General features: G+C 65.6%; 17 protein-coding genes. 6 read left to right on the top strand and 11 right to left on the bottom strand.

The genetic code is table 11. The features are described from left to right. Positions 1–7 precede the first annotated feature (7 nt). The 5 genes from N511_RS0115505 to N511_RS0115485 form a co-directional block, all read right to left on the bottom strand. Positions 8–910 carry an alpha/beta fold hydrolase gene (locus N511_RS0115505; protein WP_027680152.1) on the bottom strand — a complete coding sequence of 301 codons (903 nt, stop codon included), beginning with the start codon at positions 908–910 and terminating at the stop codon, positions 8–10. Between the two features lie 4 nt (positions 911–914). After that, complete coding sequence (locus N511_RS0115500; RefSeq protein WP_004634817.1) at positions 915–1,451, bottom strand: cupin domain-containing protein; 537 nt, start codon at positions 1,449–1,451, stop codon at positions 915–917. A gap of 32 nt (positions 1,452–1,483) precedes the next feature. Further along, positions 1,484–2,257 (bottom strand): SDR family oxidoreductase, encoded by a 774-nt coding sequence (locus N511_RS0115495; protein WP_027680151.1) that lies wholly within the window; start codon positions 2,255–2,257, stop codon positions 1,484–1,486. Continuing rightward, complete coding sequence (locus N511_RS0115490; RefSeq protein ID WP_027680150.1) at positions 2,250–3,317, bottom strand: aromatic ring-hydroxylating oxygenase subunit alpha; 1,068 nt, start codon at positions 3,315–3,317, stop codon at positions 2,250–2,252. Before N511_RS0115490 ends, N511_RS0115495 begins: the two co-directional genes overlap by 8 nt. Before the next feature lie 79 nt (positions 3,318–3,396). After that, entirely contained in the window at positions 3,397–3,702 is a 306-nt protein-coding gene (locus N511_RS0115485; protein ID WP_027680149.1) for a recombinase-like helix-turn-helix domain-containing protein, read from the bottom strand. A gap of 248 nt (positions 3,703–3,950) precedes the next feature. On the opposite strand from N511_RS0115485, the gene N511_RS0115480 reads away from it, so the two are divergent. Beyond that, the gene (locus N511_RS0115480) at positions 3,951–4,535 is read left to right on the top strand and encodes a hypothetical protein (protein WP_027680148.1); all 585 of its coding nucleotides are present in this window, start codon (positions 3,951–3,953) and stop codon (positions 4,533–4,535) included. Between the two features lie 29 nt (positions 4,536–4,564). On the opposite strand, the gene N511_RS0115475 is transcribed toward N511_RS0115480, so the two are convergent. The 4 genes from N511_RS0115475 to N511_RS0115460 all read right to left on the bottom strand — a co-directional run bounded on the left by N511_RS0115475 (position 4,565) and on the right by N511_RS0115460 (position 12,420). Beyond that, positions 4,565–9,973 carry a PIG-L family deacetylase gene (locus N511_RS0115475; RefSeq protein ID WP_027680147.1) on the bottom strand — a complete coding sequence of 1,803 codons (5,409 nt, stop codon included), beginning with the start codon at positions 9,971–9,973 and terminating at the stop codon, positions 4,565–4,567. A 150-nt stretch (positions 9,974–10,123) separates the two neighbouring features. Beyond that, on the bottom strand, positions 10,124–10,591 hold the full coding sequence (locus N511_RS0115470) for a GNAT family N-acetyltransferase (protein WP_027680146.1): 468 nt from the start codon (positions 10,589–10,591) through the stop codon (positions 10,124–10,126). Positions 10,592–10,670: 79 nt separating this feature from the next. Continuing rightward, positions 10,671–11,765: a hypothetical protein gene (locus N511_RS0115465; protein WP_027680145.1), complete on the bottom strand. Its 1,095-nt coding sequence runs from the start codon at positions 11,763–11,765 to the stop codon at positions 10,671–10,673. A 403-nt stretch (positions 11,766–12,168) separates the two neighbouring features. Beyond that, positions 12,169–12,420, bottom strand: a complete 252-nt coding sequence (locus tag N511_RS0115460) for a DUF2798 domain-containing protein (protein ID WP_027680144.1) — start codon at positions 12,418–12,420, stop codon at positions 12,169–12,171. 106 nt (positions 12,421–12,526) lie between these two features. Between N511_RS0115460 and N511_RS0115455 the strand changes: the two genes are divergently transcribed. The 3 genes from N511_RS0115455 (at position 12,527) to N511_RS0115445 (ending at position 14,891) form a co-directional block, all read left to right on the top strand. After that, positions 12,527–13,447, top strand: a complete 921-nt coding sequence (locus tag N511_RS0115455; protein ID WP_027680143.1) for a LysR family transcriptional regulator — start codon at positions 12,527–12,529, stop codon at positions 13,445–13,447. Positions 13,448–13,527: 80 nt separating this feature from the next. Beyond that, positions 13,528–14,478, top strand: coding sequence for an alpha/beta fold hydrolase (locus tag N511_RS0115450; protein ID WP_027680142.1), 951 nt, complete (start codon positions 13,528–13,530; stop codon positions 14,476–14,478). A 188-nt stretch (positions 14,479–14,666) separates the two neighbouring features. Further along, positions 14,667–14,891, top strand: a complete 225-nt coding sequence (locus N511_RS0115445) for a hypothetical protein (protein WP_009239764.1) — start codon at positions 14,667–14,669, stop codon at positions 14,889–14,891. A 48-nt stretch (positions 14,892–14,939) separates the two neighbouring features. On the opposite strand, the gene N511_RS0115440 is transcribed toward N511_RS0115445, so the two are convergent. Both N511_RS0115440 and N511_RS0115435 read right to left on the bottom strand, forming a co-directional pair. Next, positions 14,940–15,494 (bottom strand): surface-adhesin E family protein, encoded by a 555-nt coding sequence (locus N511_RS0115440; RefSeq protein WP_027680141.1) that lies wholly within the window; start codon positions 15,492–15,494, stop codon positions 14,940–14,942. Between the two features lie 67 nt (positions 15,495–15,561). After that, positions 15,562–16,434: a D-amino-acid transaminase gene (locus N511_RS0115435; RefSeq protein WP_027680140.1), complete on the bottom strand. Its 873-nt coding sequence runs from the start codon at positions 16,432–16,434 to the stop codon at positions 15,562–15,564. Between the two features lie 164 nt (positions 16,435–16,598). Here N511_RS0115435 and N511_RS0115430 point away from each other — a divergent pair, with 164 nt between their 5' ends. Together N511_RS0115430 and N511_RS0115425 are read left to right on the top strand one after the other, a co-directional pair. After that, positions 16,599–17,108, top strand: a complete 510-nt coding sequence (locus N511_RS0115430) for a GNAT family N-acetyltransferase (protein ID WP_027680139.1) — start codon at positions 16,599–16,601, stop codon at positions 17,106–17,108. 104 nt (positions 17,109–17,212) lie between these two features. After that, positions 17,213–17,551, top strand: a complete 339-nt coding sequence (locus tag N511_RS0115425) for a hypothetical protein (RefSeq protein WP_027680138.1) — start codon at positions 17,213–17,215, stop codon at positions 17,549–17,551. Positions 17,552–17,569: the final 18 nt, after the last annotated feature.

The following is a 17,569-nucleotide window of genomic DNA, read 5'->3' as shown; positions in this document are numbered from 1 at the left end:
TTGGCGCTTAGGCGTTTTGGGATTGGGAGAGAACCGCATGTTCGATCCAGCCTGCAACAGCGTCAGGCGCATCGATATAGGAGGCATGCCCGGCTGACGGCACAAGCGCAAATGGCAGATCGAACGTCTTCGCCAGCGCTTCGCAGCCCAGCGGCGGCGTAATGCCGTCGACATCGCCGCACGCGATCTGCGCGGGTGTGGATGCGGGGCGTTTGCTCAGATAGGTGCCGATGTCGTCGCCGCTCAGCATCGCCACGGCCTGGCGATACCCACCGTCGTTGAGGCGCTTCATGTTCCAGCGCACCCAGGCGCGTTCTTCGTCGGTGGCATTCGGGCGCAGCAGATGCGCGTGGCGCGACTCCGCCATGCCGTCGATGCCAAGCTGGTCCAGCGTTGCAAGACGCTGGGCCTGCACGCTGCGGGACTTGTCTTCCTGCCCCGGTTGGCCGTAGCCCCGCGCGGGGTTCAGCAGCAGCAGGCACTTCGGCTGCATCGCCGCTGGCGCGGCGGCCACATACGCCGACGCCATCAGCGCGCCCAGCGAGTGGCCGACGATCACATCGGGCATCACATCCAGCGCGGCAAGCCACGCCTGCAGCCGCAGCGCGTAGTCGGCGGCGCGCGGTGCCACGTCTGCAAGCGGCGTGGAACTGCCGTAGCCCGGCGCATCCCATGCCAGCACGCGCATGTTGTGCGAAAGAACCTGCGCGCACGGCAGCCATGACGCAGCGCTGGAACTGATGCCGTGCAAAAGCACCACCACCGGCCCGCGCTCGCCCCATTGCCGATAGCCGATGCGGTCGCCGTGCGCGTTGATGGCGACGGTGCGTTCGGCAAACCCGGCGCCGAGCACGGCAAGCGCGTCGGCAACGCGGAACGGATGGGAAGACATGACAGCCTGCGCGCTCATGGCATCAACGCTTGATCTTGGCGAGCGGATGCTCGGGCGGATACGTCGGCGTGATCGGCTTCTTGGCGCCGAGCATCACGCACATCAGCGCATCTTCATCGCCGATGTTGATTTCTTCGCGGTACACGCCGGGCGGCACCGAGACGAGATCGCGATCGGTCAGGATGGTTTCGTAGCGCTCGCCGTCCTTCTCGAGCACCAGCTTGAGCTTGCCGCGAATGATGAAGAACACCTCTTCCACATCGGTGTGCAGATGCGACGGGCCTTCATGGCCGGCCGGAATGACCATCGTCGAAAACGTGAAGTGCTCCGCCGGCACCGTGTTGGTGTCAGCGGCCACGCCCGTGCCGCCGGTGCCGAGGTAACGCATTTGCGCACGGCGGTATTTCGGGTCGAAGTCGGCCTGGAACTTGAGGGCGTCCCAGTCGTAGCGGCGGGTGGAAAAACGCGCGACGCGGCTGTTCATCCAGTCTTCAAACGACGCGCCTTCCGGGCGGTCCCACGTGCGTTGCACTTGCTGTTGTTCGGAGAGATCGCTCATCGAATACCTCTTCTGAATGATGTGTGGATGCATTACTGCATGACGAAACCGCCGTTGACGGCCAGCGTCTGGCCCGTCACGAATCGGGAAAGGTCGGATAACGCGAACAGCACGGCGCCGCACACGTCGTCGGGCAGTTGATCGCGCGAAATGGCGCGCTGGTCGCGGTACAGCGCATGGCGGTGCGCCGGCACGTATTCGGTGGCTTCCACCAGCGTCAGGCCGGGCGCAATGGCGTTGACGGTGATGCCGTCTGCGCCGCATTCGCGCGCCAGAGACTTGGTCATGCCGATGACGGCGCTCTTGCTGGCCACATACGCCAGCAGGTTCGGTGCACCCCACAGCGGGGTGTCAGACGACAGATTGACGATGGCGCCGCGGCCCGAAGCCTTGAGCGCCGGCAGGCAAGCCGTCGTCATCAACCATGTGCCGCGCACGTTGACGTTCATCACGCGGTCCCAGGTCTCGATGTCGATCGACGATGCATCGCGCCCGCCCGAGTTCGTGATGGCCGCGTTGTTGACAAGCCCGTCGAGCCCGCCCAGCGCCTGCGCAGCCGCTGCGGCGCATGCCTGAATGGAAGCCGGATCGCCAAGATCGAGCGCGAAGCCATGCGCATCGAAGCCTGCCGCGCGCAGCGCTGCGGCCTCTTCCTGCACGCGCTCGCCAAGAATGTCGGCCAGCGCAACGGCGCCGCCGGCTTCGGCGATCGACTTGGCAAAGGCCAGACCCAGACCGCGCGCGGCCCCCGTCACGAGCACCTTGCGGCCAGCCAGCAGCCCGGCAGTTGAATTGCGCTCAGGCATGTTGGGCTTCCGTGGGAACGGGCTTGAGCATGGCGACAGGCGCGTCGGCCAGTTCAGCGGCGGCGCGGCGTGCAAGTACACGGCGGATACGCGTGATGCCGATGTCGTGCTGATACAGCGTCTCGTGCTCGCGCGCCTCGGGCGCCATCGACTCCAGCACCACACGGTCCTGTTCCAGCACATCCCAGTGCAGGCCTTCGAGGCGATTGCGATACAGGAAGCGCCACACGTCGCGCTGCCAACCCTGCACGTGGCGCGTGCGCCAGAAGTAGACGATGCAGTGATCCTCGTCCACCGGCGTCACGATGCCGATGATGGTGAACGGGCCGCCCGGACCGACCTTCGGTTGATACGGAATCGACAGGCGCAGCCACATCGTGCCGGTCTCGCCAAACTCGGTCCAATCGAAGTTCACGCCGCGCTGGCCGGTCTTCTGGAACATGATCCCGTGGTCGGTTTCAACCACTTCCATCACGGCCTTCTTCTCGCCGCTGGCCATCGAGTGCGACACGGCGTGCAGGTAGGCGCCGTGCATCGGATCCATGACGTTGTCGATGGCGTAGCGGTAGTTGACGTTCCAATGCGCGAAGCAGAGGAAGTGGCTGTGCTCGTCGCTGGTCAGCTCTTCAGGCAAGCGCAGCGTGCCGACCGCGTCGTCAAACTCTGACGGAGCCTTGTCGCCAAACCACAGGAAGATGGCGCCGGCGCGTTCCTGCACCGGGTAGCTGCGCACGCAGGTCTTGCCTTCCATCGGGCAAGCGTCAACAGCCGGCACGCTGGTCACCGTACCTTGGCCGTTCACTTCAACGCCGTGGTACCAGCAAGCCACGTGGTCGCCCAGGTTCCAGCCCATCGACAGGCGCGCGCCACGATGCGGGCAGCGGTCTTCCAGCGCATGGACCTGGCCGGCGGTGTCACGCCACAACACGATGTTCTGGCTCAAACGCGTGATGCCCACCGGCGCGTTTTTCACATTCCACGACGCCGCCACCGGATACCAGTAGTTGCGCAGACCGGTGTTGATGCGCGCTTCCTTCTGCGCTTCCTTGTTGCCTTCCATTGCTTGCCTCTTCTGATGGGTTGAGCCGTGCGCCTCTGCGGGCAATGCGGCGTCGAATCGTGTTGGAACCGGCCTCGTCTCAGGCGCCCAGGCGGCGCATCTCGGCCAGGAAGGTGTCTTCCGTCCAGGTCTCGCCACCGGCCGCATTGCGCGGGCCACGCTCATTCAGCACGACCACGATGTCAGCCGGCGTTTGGGCGCCGCCCAGGAATGCCGCTTCCAGCGAATCGGCCAACTGGTTCTCATAGGCGGTCGGCTCGGCAGCGCGCGTTTGCCACACCAGATTGACGACGTGGCCAGGGCGCTCGACACGGCCCTTGCCGGCGACGTTGTTCGGAGAAATCGGCTCCCACGGAGCGAGGTCGGGGTTGTATTGCAATTGCATTTCTGTCGACTCCATCACGTTTCGCTTGTTTTACCTATGAAACGTCTGTTAATATCTGGAACACAGGTGCAACTATAGACCGCGTCTTCGAAATCGCAGATGCGGGATTACCCTATGGTTCGCGGAAAAAATGCGGCGGCGGTGGACGGCGGCTCCGCCGGATTGCCCACTGGACAACGGTCTTGGTACCGCGCCCGCGGTGCGGTGCGCCGGCTGACTTACGAAGCTGCGTGGCCTCTGTCGCGGCAATGACGTCTTACGATCGACGTTCCTTCAATCCGCACCTGTCGATCATCATGAGCGTGAACATCTCTGTCTGCGCGCTGCCGCCGACCAACTTCTACGTCGCATACAGCAACGGCCGCGAGCCCATCAACACCCCCACCCTGGCCAACCAGGCCACGATGGAGGTGAGAACGGATCAAGCCCAGAAGATTGCCGTCATCCAGCAGGACGGCCACCACATCAAGGTCGACAAGGTCGGACCTGACGGCCAGCAGACCACCCTGGCCGACTTGGACATCGGCGGTGTTCAAGACGCCCTCAAGGTCGTGGGCGGCACGCATTCCAACGACTTGAAGATCGATTCCCACAGTTCGCTGCTCGACCTTTGGGGGCACGGTACGGCAACCTCGCTGGACCTCGGCGACGGCTATTCCGTCAAGATCGACAAGACCATCGACGAACATCAATTGCTGTCGATGTTGGGCAACAACCCGCCGACGTACAGGACCAGCGTCGAGCTGCAGGGTCCGAACGATGAGCACATCAGCTACGGCGCCGAGGGCGGTAGCGATTGGAGCCATTTCGACGTGCCGAAATACGGTTGTTAGGCGACCTCCCTGCGCGCGCGGCGCGACCGCTAGCCATTGCCATCCGTCCACGGCGCCAGCAGCCCGAGCAGCGCCCGCGCGCCAATGCCGACGCCCAGCACGAGTGCCGGCTGGAACGTCGACAGCCCGCCCTTGTCGAGTAGAAAGTCGTCCGCTGCAGGCACGTTCGGCCCCTTGACCGCGCCGCCGACCGGCATGCGCCACCACGGCAGCAAGCTGTTGTGGCGCACGACCCGGCCAAGATCACGCCGGGCGCGGTAGGCATCGACATGCATCTGCTGAAACGCGCGGAAGAACCACCAGTCCGCCGATACCTTTCCAAGTTCGACGAGTGCTGATGACCAATGGTTGCTGCCGGCTGCCAACAGCAGATGGGCGGCGTCGGCGCCGGTAAAGGGCAAGACGCCGAGCGTGGCCAGCTTGTTGGACCACTCCTGCAGCAACGTCACAGGCACCGGCTTGCTGGTAGGCGTGCCCACCTCCGGCAGGAACGGATACACGACGAGCGGACGATGCCCGAGGGCGACCAGCCATTGCAGCGGCCGGGGCAGATGCTCTGTTCCGCCGAACATCGAGGGCAGTCTGGCGCCTGCCGGCCGCACGGTCGGGTCCTGCTGCAGCCGATCCGCCCGCAGGCTCAGCGTACGGCCCAGCCGCGCACTGATGCTGGCCATCGGATGCACAGCAGAAAAGATCAGCGTCGCGAGATTCGAAAACGTCTCGCCTGCCGCCTGCAACGACGCGAACGACGGATCGAAGAAGCCCGGATGCATCAGGTGCAACACGTTGGAAACATCGTTCGGGCCGTAGCTCCACATGCGAATCGTCTCAAGCAGCCAGCCAAGCTCGCTGCGGGCCGACAAAACCTGCCCGGGCGCGGCGTCCACCTGCCGCAGGGCATCGCTGTCGTGCGGATTCACCTTGAGCAACATGCCGAGCGTGCGGTAGCGGTCCCGGTCGGCTTTCGATACACCGCGCAACGTGCCGCGCCAGCCGGTCATGAGGCGCCACGTAGAAGCCGGCGAGGCATCGGCCTGACGCGCGATGCGCACGCGCACGCCATCCGACACCATCCCCAACGTCGACCGCAGGCCAAGCATGCCGAGCCCCAAAGCGTTCCAGTCCGCCAGCGTGAAAGTCGGTAGACCGTAGCGCACGCCGGCGTAGGTGGCGGACGCGATCGTGGCCGTCGACGTCAACGCGCGGAACACCGGACCACGGATCTTCATGCCGCCGGAAACGGTCGGCGGCGTATAGGGCTCACCGGGCTTGGGTCCGTAGGCGTTGCGCGGGTTGGGAATGCTCTCGTGATGACGCCGGCTGTTGGCGTCTACCGTCACGATGGCCCCCTGCGGCGACTCGGGCGGCAGCCAGCCCACCTTGAGCATGCGGCCCAGATCGCGCGCGCCCATCACAACGGGGTACGTAAACCGCACGCCTCGCCCGCCCGGAGCCTGCGCGATCTGGCGCGCCGCATCGCCGCGCGCCGCCGTGATCGACGACCACACCTGCGTATCGGAAGCGTCCAGCGCCAGGCCGATGCCCTGCTCGCCAAAAACAGTTTGCGGCGGCCGCGAGGTTGTCACGAATACCGCGGTCTCCGGCTGACGGGAAGCCCAGAATCGCCCGGGCTCGTTCGAGAAGCCATTGAGCAGACGGCGCCAAAGCGGCTGCCACTCCAGCGGACGCGGCTGAAGGTTGCTCAAGAACATGCGCCACGCTTCCTGCTCGTCGGAAATGTGCTCGGGGTCTACGCCCTCGCCGCGCAACGCAAATGCAGTGGCGCGCTCGACGGCGGCATCGGCATCGACGGACGGATTGGGCAGCGCCGGCTTGAGTAGCGGCAACGGCGGTTCGACGGTTTCCACGCGCGCGAAGCCCCAGTCCTTCCGGTATCGCAAAGGCGGCGTGGTCACGGTTTCGAAGGCGGGAGCTGTTCCTGGCGCGGCATCGCGATCGGCCGCTCGGCGCAGGAAATACCGTTGAATGCCGATCCGCACCTGGGCCGGTGTTCCGGCGGCAAAGGTGAATTGTTCGTAAGGCCGCTCGTTGCCGAAGTGGTGGGCATGTGCGGGTGGCTGCGAGGCGTAGGCAGCGATGGCATCGGCCTTGAGCCTGCGCTCCGCATCGTTCAACTGCAGCGTCCAGGTCCGCCCGCGCAGATTCAGCACGGAGGTCGGATACCAGCCGATCTCGTTGGCCCACATCAAAGGCATCGCCTGGCCTGTGGAACGTTGGTACGCACGCGCGGCTTGGCGCATCAGGCGGCTGCTTTCGGCGTGGGCCGGATGCACGTTGCGGTTGATACGCAGCCCGACGGCCAGATCGTATTGCTCCGTACGCATGCGTTCGGCCAGGTAGCGCACGATGAAGCGCATGTTCCATCTGGCAACGATGCTGTAGCGCAGGACGCGCTCGCCGGGCCTGCGCCATGGGTTGATGTCGGCGTTGCCGTGCAGCACCGTCACCTTCACGCGTGAGCCGCCACCCAGCCGTGCATAGAACGCACGCAGCTCCTCTTCGCGCAACTGGCCCAGTGCGCCGGGCTCGGCAAATTCCGCACCGTCGCCGCCATACACCGGCAGTGGAATGCCGGACTCCGTGCTGAAGATCGTCCCGCCGTTGCCACGCGTGATGTACACCACGTGGATCTCGGTGCCTGCCGCGATGGCCCGCCGCAGCATGCCGGCCATGATGGTGTCGTCGTCGGGGTGCGCCAGCACCACCAGCATTTTGTTCACCCCGGCCGGCTGCGCCTCCGCACGCTGGCGCTTGGTGCGCGGCGTGCCCCCGGCGCGCCACTCGGCCGCTGTCATCGCCACGCCCATTTCCGTGGCGCCGGTCCCGCTGCGCGGCACGCGCGTCGTCCCAAACTCCGGATGCAACCACGCTGCCGGCGTGGCGCGCTCCGCCGGCGCCACGTAGTCGACTGCGTGCGTCAGCAGCATGGTCGCCACGTCCGGAACGAGCTGCGCCCACAAATCGTCGCGATCGTGCTCGCTCATCTCGTCGAAATGCGGCAAGGCTTCGGCCACGCCATCCGCCAGGTTGACACCGCCCGCCACGCCCGCCGCCCTGCCGAGCCCCCGGGCCACGGTAGTCGTACGGGCAAGCGACGTGTTCAGCGCCGATGCGGCCGACGCCTCCAGTTCTGCACCCTCCGCCGCCGCCCGCGCACCGAGCACGAGCGCGCGCCCGAGCGCAACCGTCGCGGCGCCGCCAAGGCCTTCGGTCAGCACGGTGCCCCACACCTGACGCGCGTGGTCGCTCGTCAGCGGGTTGAGGTCTTCGTCGTGCGAGATCATCTGCGGCAGGTCCGAGCGCGCGGCACCGTAGACAAGGCCCGCCGCACCGGCCAGCAACGGCACGATGCCGTCGGTCAGCACACCCGCAGCCAACAAACCGCCCGCCAGCACAGCGTCCAGATGGAACGTACGGTTCGCCGCTTCGAACACACTCTCGATGCGCGCCTCGCCCATGAACAGACGCAGTTGCCCATCGGCATCGAAGCGATCGGCGCCTTGCGCGTCACAGTCCGGCGCCACCATCAATGCGGCATCGCCGCCGACGGGCAGGTCGCATGCATGGCGGAAGTCGTCGAGCGAATCGTAGGTGCGGTTGGCGCCGGCATCCACCCAGCCGGTGGTGCCATCGGCGCGCGTGAACTGCATCAGCGCGCCGTCCTGGATCACGCTGTCGGCGGGCGTCAGCTCGGAGCTGGGCTTGATGGCCGTGACAAACGGCAGAAAGTTCACCTGCAGCGGCCGCGTGCGATCGGCATCGCCATAGACGCGGTCAACGATCCGCTGAAGCTGGGCCCGCACATCGGCCGGTGCCGCGGCAAACCAGCGCCCCTGCCGGGCCGCCTCGGCAAGTGCCTGCGGCGTGGGCGCATCCAGATCGTTCACGGGCAGGATGCCGAACGCCAGGCCCGCGAGATTCATCAATTGATCGGCCGACGATACGGTGATGGCCTGATCGCCAAACTGCAGGAAAAACTGCTGGAGATACGGTCGGGCCAACGCCTGGCCGTGCGTTCGGAACAGCTCGAAACGGGCGTCCGCGTCGTCCTGCTGGGCCGGTGACAGCGCAGCAAGCAGATCCTGCGCGTGCGCGCTGGCCTCGTCGGTCTGGGCTTGCAAACGCGCGCGGGTGGCGTCTTGCGTGCCTTGCCGGGCACTGTCGACCTTCGCACGCAGGTCGGCAAGCGTCTTCGCATCGGCGCCGGTGGCTTGAGCCATGTGCAAGTCCTGCTCGGCGCCATGCAGCGTGCGCTGTGCAGTCTGCCGCGTCAGCTCCGCCTGCGCCCGGTCGGCTGTGGCCTGGGAGTGCGCAGCCTGTCGCTGCGCGTCGCCCGCCAACTTGCCGGTGAGCGTCTTGGCGTTGTCGGCAGCCAGGAAGGCAGCCGTCCACGTCGGCACCGCATCCTGACGGGCCTGCGCAAGCGCCGCCGTGGTGGGCAGCGCCTGCGCGCGGGGCTGGCACTGCAGAATCTGCTGCCGTCGGGCTTGTTGATCGGCGTACTGTGCGTCGGCAACGCGCTGCTCTGGAGCGACGTCGGCTTGCGCCTTGACGAGCGCATCGTCGCCGGCCTGCTGGAGGTTCTGCGCTTCGTCGTCGGGGATGGCCCCGCTGGCGCGGCCGGCGACAACGGCATCGTGGTACGTCTGCCAGTCGCCGCGGTTGGCGGCGTCAGAAAGCACGGCCAATGCGTCGGCATGCACCGCGTCGTGCGCGTGGTTAAGGACGAGCGTGGCATTGCGGGCCGCCGCCTGAGCGGCGCTCCATTGCGTGCGCGCATCCAAGGTGGCCTGGGAGGGCTCGTCGGGCAAGTTACGCACCGGCGGCCGCGCGGCGCGGTCACTGGCCTCGGCCGAATCCAGCACTTGCCGCGCATCGTCAAGCTCGCGCTGCGCCATGTCCTGGGCAACGCGCGCGTCGGCCTCGTCCGCCCGTGCCCGTGCAAGCACCAACGCGGGCACTGCAGCCTCCTGGCGCTGCTTCTGCTGCACCGTCATCACGGTCTGAACATGGTTGCCAGGCTGTGCCGCAGCCACGGCATCGGCCTGCAGATGTGCTCGGGCTGCGGCGGCCATGTCGGTCGCCAGTTGCCCATTGCGTTGCGCCTGCTGCCGCGCGGCTTGGGCGGCCGCTTCTTCGGCGTGTTGCCCACGCGACTGCGCGATCAATGCTGCACGCTCGGCCTGCAGCGCCTGCAAGGCAAACTGCGCCGCTAGGTAAGCCGCTTGCGCCAGTTGCCGTGCGGGGTCGGTCGTCTCGGGGTCGATGGGCTGAGCAGGCTGCGCCGCTGTCACCGCGCGCTGTGCGTCGCGAATCTGCGCGGCGAGGTCGCGCAGACGCGCCTGCTGATCGGAAGAAAAAACGAGAGAAGACGACGCAGTGGACGCGTCCACCAACGCAGGCAAGGTGACAGGCATACAGCAGCACATAAGCTCAGATGCCGCGACCTTACGTGCCGCCCGCACATGCGGTGTTCCGGATTTTGCTAATGCAGCGAGCACATATGCCAGTTGCGCGCGGGCCGGTGCCGCACGCGCACTTCAGGCCTTACTGGATGCCGTAGCCGCTCAGAACAATTTGCGATAAACCACGAAGCCCGACTTGTCCGCCAACGTGTCATACAACCGCATGGCGGTCGCGTTGGTCTCGTGCGTCTGCCAATAGACGCGTGGCAAGCCGTCGGCCTGCGCGCGACGGTACACCGCTTCGATCAAGGCCCGGCCCACGCCCTGCCCGCGCGCTGCCTGCGCCGTAAACAGATCCTGCAAATAGCAACTCATGCCGATTTGCGTGGTGCTGCGGTGGTAGAGGAAATGCACGATGCCGAGCAGCTCGCCGCCACGCTCGGCCACCAGCGCGTAGACGGGCTCCGCTTCGTCGAAGAAGCGCTGCCATGTCGTCTGCGTGACGGTGTCGGGCAAGGCGGTCTCGCCTGCACGGCCGTAGAAGGCGTTGTAGCCATCCCAGAGCGGTTTCCAGGCGGCAAAGTCGTCTTGGTGGATGGGGCGGATGTGGAGGTCGGCAGGTGCGGTCATGGTCAGCTGGGCGGGTGGCAACGCTCCGGCATTCTGCCAGCCGGCTGCTCCACATGCAGCCGGCTTTCCTACCGATGGGTTAGCGCGGGCCGAAAGCGGAAGGATGGACGCCATCCAGCTTCAGCTCGGCCTGAACCGCTTCCAGCGCATGGCTGTAAGGCGAACCGTAGTCGATCGTATTCAAGTATCCGGGAGGCACGTGTTGCTGAGCAAACGCCTGGGTGCGCTGGTCAGCTGCGTCCAGCAGGCTTGTCTTGTACAGGTATGCAAAATCGCGATCCGCGTTGCGCAGATCCGCTGACGCGTCGCTCACATTGCTCAGCACCTGTCTGGCGTCGTTGACACGGCTACTGCCGCTCACGAGCGCCGTCTGCAATTGCTGCACGCTCGCCAGCCGTTGCGGTGCATCAACGGGGACGCCGGCTTCCCGCAACGCACGCGCCGTTGCAGCAGCGTCGGTCAACTGTCCCGTTACAGCGCGCACTGTTTGAGCAGCACCGTCCGCTTCCGGTCCTGGGTTGGCCCCTCTGCTAAACATCTGCTCGATCGGGGAAGAAATCTTTTCCGCTGCAATCGCTTCGCTGCAGTGGTAGCCCAGGTACTTCGCCCAGTCCGTCTGACCATTTTCGCGCGTTTTCACCACTGCGATTAGGGCCTCCAGGGCTTCGCTGCTGGTCAACGTGATCTTCATGGCAGCAGTGGCCACGAGGTTACCCAAATCCTTTTTGCAGTCCTCGCTCACCCTGTCGCCCGAATCATTTTTACAGCGCTTGCCCACGTCGTCGCTCACACCGCTTTTGCCGCCTTTGCCTATGGGGTAGTCCAGACCACTCTCGGGAACATCGCCCAACGCGCCTTCCTCGAAGTACGAATACAGATTGCGCAGTGCCACCGTAGCCTCCTGCTCGTCCAGCATTGCGTGGCCGACTCGCGTGCGCGCTGCGTCAATGTCGGCGTCACTCAGATCATCGGGTAGCGTAAATGGCAACTGATTCGACCACTGTATGTTTCTGTCTTTTGTGGCCCGGCTGGCCACGACCAGATCCTGCACGCTCACCGCTGGTGAGGCAGCTTCATCCACAAATTTCTTTAGCGTCCTTTGGCAATCCTCAAGGCTGGGCCGCGTTTGCACCGCGTGATACCCAGGGCCATGGCCGTCGATCATCATCGTCATGCTGTTTTCCTTAGCGTTGAGAAGCGGATCAGCCTAACGGCACCGCGCGCTGATGTTGACTACGCCAACTCGTGCCTGCGCGCCTGGTCGGCTGCCATGTGCAGCGCACGCCATTGGAGCGTCCGTGCCACGCTCATACCCTAGGGATTGTCCGCAGAAGAACCACCGCGGAAAGAAAGTTTGATGAAAGCATCGACCCTCTACAGTGCGCTCCATGGCCCGGTCACGACCCGGTATCGGGCAGTGCGATCTCCACGCACATCGGCGTCACTACGATAAGGGTCGGGTGTTGTACCAGCCGCATCGCCGGACTCTACGGGATGTCAGTCCGGCGTCCGTTTCCATCGGTCTTTCCTGCTGTCAACCTTGCGGCCCACCGTCCTCCCGGTGGGCTGTTTTCTTTTCAGGGCTGCACCGGATTGGGCACGACGAGGCGCTGTGTCAGCCGCTGCACCACCGGCGCGGCAACCAGCACGATGGTGAAGGCAGCCGGCCAGGCGAGCACGAAGGCATGCGCCCAGCGGGCAAGAAAGTCGGGGCTGATACCGGCGTTGATCCAGCCGATCCAGCCCGTCATCAACAGCGACATCAGGCCCGACATCAGCCAGGCAAAAATGACACGCAGCCGCGTGGCAGTGGAAACAGGCGTCGACATGGCGGTTCTCCTTGCAAGCCATCAAATGTGATTGACGGTATGCTAGACAACCGCTTTTCAAGAAACTATAAACGTTTATTGAAACTTAAATTCCATAAATGGAATCATGCTCGACGATCTGGCCCTCTTTGTTTCCATCGTGGACCACGGCAGCCTGCAGGCCGCAGCGCGTCACGCCAACCTGCCACCCGCCACGCTGACACGACGCCTGCAGAAGCTGGAGACCTCGCTGGGCTGCCAGCTTCTGCTGCGCAGCGCCCGCAGCCTGAAACCGACGCCGGAGGGGCAGCTCTACTACGAGCAGTGCCGCCCACTGTTGACCGCGCTTGCGCAAACCACGGCCACGCTCGACGACGATCTCAACCAGGTCAAGGGCACCCTGCGCGTGCTCGCACCGCTGAACCTGTCGCGCGGGCTGCTGGCGCCTGCCTATGCGAGCTTCATGGCGACATGGCCGGAGATCCGGCTGGAGCTGTCGCTCAGCAACAGCAATGAAGACGTGTGGCGACATGGTGCCGATATGGCCATCCGCGTCGGCCAGCAAGACGACCCGAAGCTGCGGCAGCGGCGGCTCGGCGTGATCGGGATGGTGCTGGTGGGGTCGCCTGCGTATGTGGCCGCGCATGGCGCGCCGAGCCATCCGCATGACCTGCAAGCGCATCGCTTGTTGGTGTCGTCGCCGCTCTCGACATGGCGCTTCACCTCACCCGACGGTGAGGAAACCATCGAACTGCAGCCCCATGGACGCTGCGACCTGAACGACATCGAACTGGGCGTGACGCTGGCTGAAACGGGCCTCGGCCTACTGTACTGTCCGCACACGCTCTGCCACCAGGCGCTGGAGGCGGGCCGGCTGATACGCCTGCTGCCGGAATGGCGGACCCCGCAGCGGCCCATCTATGCGGTGTGGCCGCAGCAACAGCTGCCACGCAAGGTGCGGACGTTGCTGGAGCATCTGGCGGCCTTCACGGCAGCGACACCACTGCTGCAGGCCGAACCCGCCCCGAGTGCCTCAGGCACTGCTTGAAACGGGTAAAAACACGCGTTGCCGCATCAGCCGATCACCCCGTAGGCTGGAGACTCCGCGCCCATTTCACTGGAGACCCGATGCACAGCAGCCACGTGGTGCGCTCCGGCAACCTTCGCCTGCATGCCCGCATGACCCTGCCCGCCGACGCGTCCGCGCGGCAGCGCCCCGCCATCGTGCTCGTGCATGGCTATCCGGACGACAGTTCCGTCTGGCACGGCGTGCGCGATACCCTGGCGCGCGACCGCCGCGTGCTCACATTCGACGTGCGCGGTGCCGGCTTGTCAGATGCGCCCGCAGACACCGCCGGTTACCGCATCCCCCAATTTGTCGACGACCTTGCCGCCGTGGCCGACGCGCTGCTGCCGGGCGAGCGCTTTCATCTGGTCGGGCACGACTGGGGCTCCATCCACAGCTGGGAATCGGTGACCACCGATCGGCTGCGCGGGCGCATCGCGTCCTACACGTCGATCTCGGGCCCGTGCCTGGACCACGTCGGCCACTGGATGCGCGCGCAGCTCGATGCCGGCACATGGACCGCCAAACGTGCAGTGTGGAAGCAGCGGCTGCAATCCTGGTATGTGGGGTATTTCCACTTGCCGCTGGTGCCGGAATGGTCGTGGCGGCTGTGGGTCGCGCGCGCCTGGCCGTGGTGGCTGCACAAAACGGAGGGCATCCGCATCGAAACCCAGCGACCGACGCTTGTGCGCGATGCCTGCAACGGCGTGCGAATGTACCGCGCAAATTTTCGGGACCGCCTCGCCCGCCCGCAGGCGCGTGCGCCGCATGCGCCCGTACAGCTCATCGTGCCGACGCGCGATCGCTACGTCAGCCCCGCCGTGACGCGCGCTGTGGAGGCCTGGGTGTCGCATTACTGGCGCCACGAGGTCGACGCCGGCCATTGGCTGCCCCTGCGTCGCCCCGAGTGGGTCGCCGACTACATCCGCCGCTTTGCCGACTATGTCGAATCAGGGCAGGAGCCCGCTGAACTGCAGCGGGCCCGCGTGGCCGGCACGCTGGGCCCCGCCTGATGCGCCTAATGCACCTACGTCACTAGAGGATTGCGCCCAACGCAAACGTTGACGCGCGTGTAACACACTGTAATCATCGTCCGCCACCACGCTGACGGCGCGCCATGACCTGGCGCCCGGACGGCTCGAGCCGCCGCTTCGCGCAAACCGCATTGCCGGCCATCGATACAAGAAACAGGGACAAGACAATGAAAAGCAAGGTCGTGGTGTACGGCCCGCTCTACGGGAAGTGGTACGCAATCCTGGTCAACGACGGCGTGGCCGCCGAATCGAACCAGTTTGGCTCGTACGAAGCCGCCATGGGCTTCGCCTCACGCCGTTATCCGGAGCTTGAGCAGGAGCGGCAGCCCTACGCGCGGGGCCGCGAGGAAAGCGAGAACGGAAGCGACAGCCGCGAAGCTGCGCCCATCTGAACGGGAACGCCCCGGGCGGCATTTACGCCGCCCATGCTGACCCAAGCGTTAGTGGCCCGCCCCGCAAAAGCGCCCGGCGATCCACTCGAACACGCTGCCTTCGCGCAGCGAGCGGCTTTGCGCTTCGTCGCCGTAGTGGATCTGGTAGAGCGGCTTGCCGGTGGCGTTGCGCGCGCGATAGAGCGTTTGCGCAATCACCGTATAGCTGTGTCGCGCGCAATCGAGCACGACCTGTTTGACCGACGAGCGGATGGGCTGCCCATCGGCTGTCTTGATCGTGAAGTCGGGCAGCACGTTGCGCAGCAGCCGGAAGTGCACGGTGGACGAATTGGCATCCGCCGCGGCGCCGGGCTGCGGCTTGACCGATTGCCGGTCAATGTACGAAACGATGCCGTTGATGCTCTCGAACCGGCGCCACCGGGAATCGGCGCTGGCGGATTCGAGGGCGGGTGCCGCATCGCCCGAAACGGCTTGCGCGGCCCCCGTCGGCACAGCGGCCGACGCAGAAATGGTTTGTGCGGATACGGGCATCGCTGCCCACTGCGCGGCAACCAGAGCGGTCGCCGCGATGGCGCTTTGCCAGCGCCAGCCTCCTGTGTTCATGGGGTGTCTCGCCTTGCTGCAAAAAAACTCAGCGGGCGATTCTACCGCGCTGGCGCAACCGCTTACGTCACATCTGGTCGACGGGCTCGGCAACGTCCACGCCGGCAAAACGCAGATACAGCGTGCGCAGCGCCTGCGTGAGCGGGCCCGGCTGGCCGCTGCCGATCTGCACGCCGTCGATGGACACGACGGGCATCACGAACGTCGACGCGCTCGTATAGAACGCTTCGGCGGCTTGTTGAGCTTCGGCGACGGTAAAGGTGCGCTCCTCCATTGTCAGGCCATGTTCACGCGCCAGCGTCAGGATCGACACACGCGTGATGCCCGGCAGCACAGCGTTCGACAGCGGACGCGTGATCAGGCGCTTATCGGCGGTGATGATGAACGCGGTTGAGGACGCGCCTTCGGTCACGCGGTCGCCGTCGGTCATCCAGGCTTCATGCGCGCCGGCGCGGGCGGCGATCTGCTTGGCCATCACCTGCGGCAGCAAGCCGACGCTCTTGATGTCGCAACGCTTCCAGCGCAGGTCGGGCACCGTCACCACGGTTGCGCCTTTCTTGGCCAGCGGACTGTTGACGATGGACTTGACCTGGGTGAACGCCACGGCCGTCGGCGTGATGTCGGCCGGGATGCCGAAATCGCGCTCAGCCACGCCGCGCGTGACCTGCATGTAGACCACGCCCTCTTCCAGCCCATTGCGCGCCACCAGCTCTTCGCACACACGCGTCCATTCAGCAGCGGTGTACGGGTTGTCGATGCCAATCTCGGACAGCGAACGCGTCAGGCGGGCGAGGTGCGCGTCGCTATCGACGAGCTTGCCGCGCGCCACGGCGGTCACTTCATAGATGCCATCGGCAAAGGTAAAGCCACGGTCCATGACAGAGACGGTGGCTTCGGCGGCCGGCACGTATTGGCCGTTCAGGAAGAGGATTCGCGACATGCTGGGAGAGAGGATTCAAGTGTGGGCGGGACTGCCCTGCCAACGAATCTATAGGATACGTGCGCCATGCCGCGAATACCGATGTGTGGCCACGTTATGCGAAAACGGCATGATGCGCGAAACCGCTCCGTTAAACTCTGCCGTTTTCGTCCGACCGCACACCCATGCCCGAACTCGTCATCCGCTCGATCCTTGCAGAGGACCTGCCGGGCATCCTGGCCGTGCAGCAGGCGTGTTACGGAGACGGCTTTCTCGAACCGGGCGACGCGCTTGCCAGCCGCTGGGCGCGCAGTCCGGCCCTGTGCCTGGTCGCCTTGCGCGGCGGCGAGGTGGTGGGCTACTTGCTTTCGCATGCGTGGCATGCATGGACGCCGCCCAAACTGCACGTGCCGCTGCCCGTTGCGGATGCGGCCGATGTGCTTTGGTTCGTGCACGACATGGCCATCGCGCCGGCCGGTCGCGGCCAGCGTTTGGGCGAGCAGCTTTACGCCACGGCATTCGCCAGCGCCCATGCGCAGGGGTTGCGCCACTCTCGGCTGGTGGCGGTGCAAGGCGCGGATGTGTTCTGGCGGCGCCTGGGTTATCGGTCCGCCGAGGTGGATAGCGCCGCATCGGCAGCACTGCGCGCCATTTACGGAACAGACGCGGAATTGATGGAGCGCGCGTGGCTGTGAGCGGCCATGGCGTCACTCCGTTACAATTTGCAACATCCGTATCGCTTCTGTAAGACTGCGCGCGCCCGGTTCCACTACAGTGCGGCGTCCTGAGGAATTCCCACATGCATAAGAACTTCGCGCTGTACGTGCTGGCAGCCGCTGCCGCACTGTCGTCGCAGGCGGCTCTGGCCCGCGTCAATGTCGACATTGGAATCGGCGTGCCGGTCGCGCCCGTTTATGTCGAACCCGCGCCGGTCTATGCACCGGCGCCGGTGTACGCCCCGCCCCCGCCCCCGGCGTACTACGCGCCGCCCGCCTATGTCGCGCCGCAGCCGGTCATCGTTGCACCGGGCTACTACGACGATGGGCGCGGTCGCGAATGGCAGGAACGCCAATGGCGCGAACAACGCTGGCGCGAGCGTGAATGGCGCCGGCATCATCGTCGCGATTACGACGATTGATCCTGCACCGGGCCGCGC

It is taken from the genome of Ralstonia sp. UNC404CL21Col, from assembly GCF_000620465.1.
Classification (GTDB): Bacteria; Pseudomonadota; Gammaproteobacteria; order Burkholderiales; family Burkholderiaceae; genus Ralstonia; species Ralstonia flatus.
This window is presented reverse-complemented; position numbering and strand designations above follow the sequence as displayed.

What these genes read in the sequence shown, in the direction of transcription:
- N511_RS0115505 (WP_027680152.1), bottom strand. Translation starts at nt 910, where the DNA reads ATGAGCGCGCAGGCTGTCATGTCTTCCCATCCGTTCCGCGTTGCCGAC.
- N511_RS0115500 (WP_004634817.1), bottom strand. Translation starts at nt 1,451, where the DNA reads ATGAGCGATCTCTCCGAACAACAGCAAGTGCAACGCACGTGGGACCGC.
- N511_RS0115495 (WP_027680151.1), bottom strand. Translation starts at nt 2,257, where the DNA reads ATGCCTGAGCGCAATTCAACTGCCGGGCTGCTGGCTGGCCGCAAGGTG.
- N511_RS0115490 (WP_027680150.1), bottom strand. Translation starts at nt 3,317, where the DNA reads ATGGAAGGCAACAAGGAAGCGCAGAAGGAAGCGCGCATCAACACCGGT.
- N511_RS0115485 (WP_027680149.1), bottom strand. Translation starts at nt 3,702, where the DNA reads ATGCAATTGCAATACAACCCCGACCTCGCTCCGTGGGAGCCGATTTCT.
- N511_RS0115480 (WP_027680148.1), top strand. Translation starts at nt 3,951, where the DNA reads ATGACGTCTTACGATCGACGTTCCTTCAATCCGCACCTGTCGATCATC.
- N511_RS0115475 (WP_027680147.1), bottom strand. Translation starts at nt 9,973, where the DNA reads ATGCCTGTCACCTTGCCTGCGTTGGTGGACGCGTCCACTGCGTCGTCT.
- N511_RS0115470 (WP_027680146.1), bottom strand. Translation starts at nt 10,591, where the DNA reads ATGACCGCACCTGCCGACCTCCACATCCGCCCCATCCACCAAGACGAC.
- N511_RS0115465 (WP_027680145.1), bottom strand. Translation starts at nt 11,765, where the DNA reads ATGACGATGATGATCGACGGCCATGGCCCTGGGTATCACGCGGTGCAA.
- N511_RS0115460 (WP_027680144.1), bottom strand. Translation starts at nt 12,420, where the DNA reads ATGTCGACGCCTGTTTCCACTGCCACGCGGCTGCGTGTCATTTTTGCC.
- N511_RS0115455 (WP_027680143.1), top strand. Translation starts at nt 12,527, where the DNA reads ATGCTCGACGATCTGGCCCTCTTTGTTTCCATCGTGGACCACGGCAGC.
- N511_RS0115450 (WP_027680142.1), top strand. Translation starts at nt 13,528, where the DNA reads ATGCACAGCAGCCACGTGGTGCGCTCCGGCAACCTTCGCCTGCATGCC.
- N511_RS0115445 (WP_009239764.1), top strand. Translation starts at nt 14,667, where the DNA reads ATGAAAAGCAAGGTCGTGGTGTACGGCCCGCTCTACGGGAAGTGGTAC.
- N511_RS0115440 (WP_027680141.1), bottom strand. Translation starts at nt 15,494, where the DNA reads ATGAACACAGGAGGCTGGCGCTGGCAAAGCGCCATCGCGGCGACCGCT.
- N511_RS0115435 (WP_027680140.1), bottom strand. Translation starts at nt 16,434, where the DNA reads ATGTCGCGAATCCTCTTCCTGAACGGCCAATACGTGCCGGCCGCCGAA.
- N511_RS0115430 (WP_027680139.1), top strand. Translation starts at nt 16,599, where the DNA reads ATGCCCGAACTCGTCATCCGCTCGATCCTTGCAGAGGACCTGCCGGGC.
- N511_RS0115425 (WP_027680138.1), top strand. Translation starts at nt 17,213, where the DNA reads ATGCATAAGAACTTCGCGCTGTACGTGCTGGCAGCCGCTGCCGCACTG.